Genomic DNA, 3,562 nt, shown 5'->3' with positions numbered 1-3,562 from the left:
CATGGTGCATTCAAAGGGGTGTGCAGTGGTTTAAGACGAGCTCACATCGCGCAGTGGTTTATTGACTTTCTTTTCATCGCTCGCGATTCAAGAAAGTCTAATAAACTTTGCGGACGAAAGACTACGAAGCAGAAAAACCTCACACTGTGAGGTTTTTCTTGTCTTCTGTCTTTCTGCCTAGTCTTCACCCGGTCGCATCGGGCGTTTATACTTACTTTTTGATTCTTGTCGGATGATGGTATGTGGAGATTTGCGGCCCTTGTTGGAATTTCTGAAGAGCATTTGCATTTTTTCATCGTCGAAGAGTTCTAAGTTTTGATCGACGAAGTGACTCGCATCAGCTTTCCAATCCGAATGATAGTAATTAAATAATTCGGCCATAGCGACAGTTTTGTCGGTGGCGCTCCCTTTAAATTCAGGGTCTGTTACATCTGTTAAGTATTGTTGCATTTTTGCAATTCTATTTTTATCAAAATCTGCCATAACATTCGCCTCTTTTCAGTCCTATTTTAGCATAGAAGACGTTTTCTTAAAAGAAATTTTTCAAAACTACTGTTCATTTTCATTTGAATGTTTTATACTATTACTTGCTAATTTTTTGAAGAGGAGGGTGTCTGATGGCAAAGGATATGACAAGTGGAAAACCACTAAAACTGATTTGGAATTTTACAATCCCGCTATTAATTGGGAACTTATTCCAACAATTATACAATATGGCGGATACCTTTATCGTAGGTCGTACCATTGGTGTGCAGGCGTTAGCTGCGGTTGGGTCTACTGGAAGTATTGTCTTTTTAATCATCGGATTTGCGACAGGGTTAACGGCTGGCCTTGCGATTCCATTAGCGCAACGGTTTGGTGCCAAGGATTATAAGGGCGTGAAGCATAGTTTTTATGTTTCCATTTTAATTTCGATTGCTGTAGCGATTGTATTAACTGCATTGAGTATGATTTTCTGTCGACAAATTCTAGAAATCATGCAGACACCATCCGAAATTATTGATGGAGCTTATGATTATTTAATCGTCATCTTTGGCGGTATTTTCTCCTCAATGGCTTATAATTTACTATCGAATATTTTCCGTTCGATTGGAGATGCGAAAACTCCTTTATATTTTCTAGTAATGGCGTGTGTGATGAATATTATTTTAGATATCGTCTTTATTGCTGTTTTTGGAATGGGAGTTGAAGGGGCAGGTTATGCAACGGTTCTTTCGCAAATCTTCTCAGCAGTGGCCTGCATTGTTTATATTTGGAAGAAAATTCCAGTATTGCGCTTAACGAAGGAAGACCTTGTTGCAACGAAACGAAATATAAGGGAACATTGTCGTATTTCATTCCCGATGGCTTTCCAAGCTTCGATTATTGCCATCGGAACGATTATGGTTCAAATTGCATTGAATCAGTTAGGACCGACTTCGGTTGCGGCACACACAGCAGCACAAAAGATTGACCAATTGGCGATTCTTCCCATGATGTCGTTTGGGGTCACGATGGCTACCTATTCTGCACAAAACTTCGGTGCGAAGAAATACGATCGTATTTGGCTTGGTGTGCGTGAATGTATCAAATTATCATTGACATTTGCCATTGTGGTAGGGATTATTTTAAACCTATTTAGTCCGATTCTTATTCGTGCCTTCGTAGGAGAAGGACATGAGGATGTTGTAGAGTTAGGACGACTATTCTTCCTGACGAACGGAACAACGTATAGTTTCCTTTCGCTATTATTTATTTACCGTTATACCTTACAAGGGGTGGGAAAAACATTTACACCGACCTTGGCTGGAATTATGGAACTCATTATGCGTTCTGTTGCGGCAGTGGTTCTTTCAAATATGTACGGCTTCGTCGGAGCAACTGTTGCCAACCCAATGGCGTGGTTTGGTTCGATGGTGCCTCTCATGATTGCGTATTATATCTTTAAAAACAAAGTTCAACATGGAGTAGAGCAGTAGTATAAGCTACTGTTCTTTTTTGGAAACATATGAAAATTATGAAAACAGTTTTCGAATTAAATGTGAATTATTTAGTTGAAAAATTTACAAAGTTATAGTAAAATGACTCTAACTAAAGTGTTTATGGAGGAAAGATTGGATGAAAAAAGAACAATCAATTCGTAAAATTGGAAAACTGATGTTAGCAATCTCGTCATGCGGTGTTTTGTTAACAGCATTCCAAGCGGATAAATCTGTATTTGCTGAAGATGCAACGACTACAGAAGCGACTACAGCTGCTGCAGCAACAACAGAGGCTACAACAGAATCAACAACTGCAACTACTGCAACGACAGAAGCAACAACAGAAGCAACAACTGCGGCTCCAACGCGTGCAGCAAAAGAAGTAAATGCAAAAGTAACCGGTACGATTAAAAACCATGATATTAAATACTATGAATACTACACAGACGTTGATATCGCTGTTTCTCTAACAGATGACGATGTGAAAGAAGGCGACTATGTAACGATTACATTAGAAAACGTAGCGGTGTTAGGTTCATTAGATGGCAAAGATGTTATTTACGAAGGAAAGAAAATTGGGACCATTAAAATTGTATCCTTCGAAAACATTAATAAAGCTCGTCAAGGTTCGAACAACAAAGCTCAAATGGAACAAGCTGAATTGGAATCAACACGTGCTACATTAAAAATCACATTTACAAAAGCAGTTGAAGCGGTAAAACCTGATGTGTTGAAACAAGCACAGTTCACAATTAAATCAGATAACGCTTATAACGGAGCTGTTATTGCGAATAAAGACTACACTTTAAATCAAGTGATTAAAGTGGGAGATTCTTCTGTAACAAGTACAGTGGATATTCCAAAAGTTGAGAAATTTGCGACAGAAACAAACTCAATTCACATGCCACCTTCTGGAAATACGATTAAGTTCAACGAAGATGGTTCATATGAAACAAGTTCAGAAATCCAAGTTCGTGGAAGAGAAGGAATGAAGGTTGGTTCAACTGTTGAACTTGAATTTAACGATGCTTCAGGAATTGAGTGGAAAACAAGTGGTGATACTGCACTTAAAGTTGGAGATACATTTAAATCTAGCTTTATCTTACCAGTATATAGTTCATATGACGTGAACCAATATGGAGCTTATGTGTTCCCAACAGGTGTAGAGCCAACATTCAAAGTTACTTCTATTACAGATAAGAAAATCACGCTTGAAATGATTTCAGGAGATGTTCCAAAAGAATTAGGAGTATTCTTCCGTATCGGTAAAGATCGTGTGACTATCATCGACAAATCTAAGATTGATATCGAAAAAATGCAATATGACGTTTCAACTGTTGCTACAGCGACTATTGATGGTAAAGATTCTAAAGGAATCTATATCTATCGTATTATTAGTGACTCTACTAGTGCACAATTAGTGCTTGATTCACTTGTGACAGATTACAAAGATATCGATACACAAGAATCAATTAAAGCAACTGATAGAGGTTGGAAAGATCCAGCAACTATTGATGGATATGAATTTGTAAGTACAGAAAAAGACCGTGAAGGAAATCGTATCCACTGGTACAGAAAAGTTGCACAACCAACAACTGAAG

Annotated in this window: 3 protein-coding genes; 2 read left to right on the top strand and 1 reads right to left on the bottom strand. The window is 38.1% G+C overall.

The features are described 5' to 3' along the window. Positions 1-177: 177 nt before the first annotated feature. Positions 178-483, bottom strand: a complete 306-nt coding sequence (locus O3793_RS08820) for a hypothetical protein (RefSeq protein ID WP_048712551.1) — start codon at positions 481-483, stop codon at positions 178-180. Between the two features lie 134 nt (positions 484-617). Between O3793_RS08820 and O3793_RS08815 the strand changes: the two genes are divergently transcribed. After that, positions 618-1,958 carry an MATE family efflux transporter gene (locus tag O3793_RS08815; RefSeq protein WP_371446955.1) on the top strand — a complete coding sequence of 447 codons (1,341 nt, stop codon included), beginning with the start codon at positions 618-620 and terminating at the stop codon, positions 1,956-1,958. A gap of 139 nt (positions 1,959-2,097) precedes the next feature. Continuing rightward, on the top strand, positions 2,098-3,562 hold a 1,465-nt coding region (locus tag O3793_RS08810), incomplete at its 3' end, for a cell wall anchor protein (RefSeq protein WP_371446953.1).

The organism is Granulicatella sp. 20925_1_28 (assembly GCF_041433575.1).
Classification (GTDB): domain Bacteria; phylum Bacillota; class Bacilli; order Lactobacillales; family Aerococcaceae; genus Granulicatella.
The sequence above is the reverse complement of the archived record's forward strand: the minus strand, read 5'-3'. Positions and strand labels throughout refer to the sequence as shown.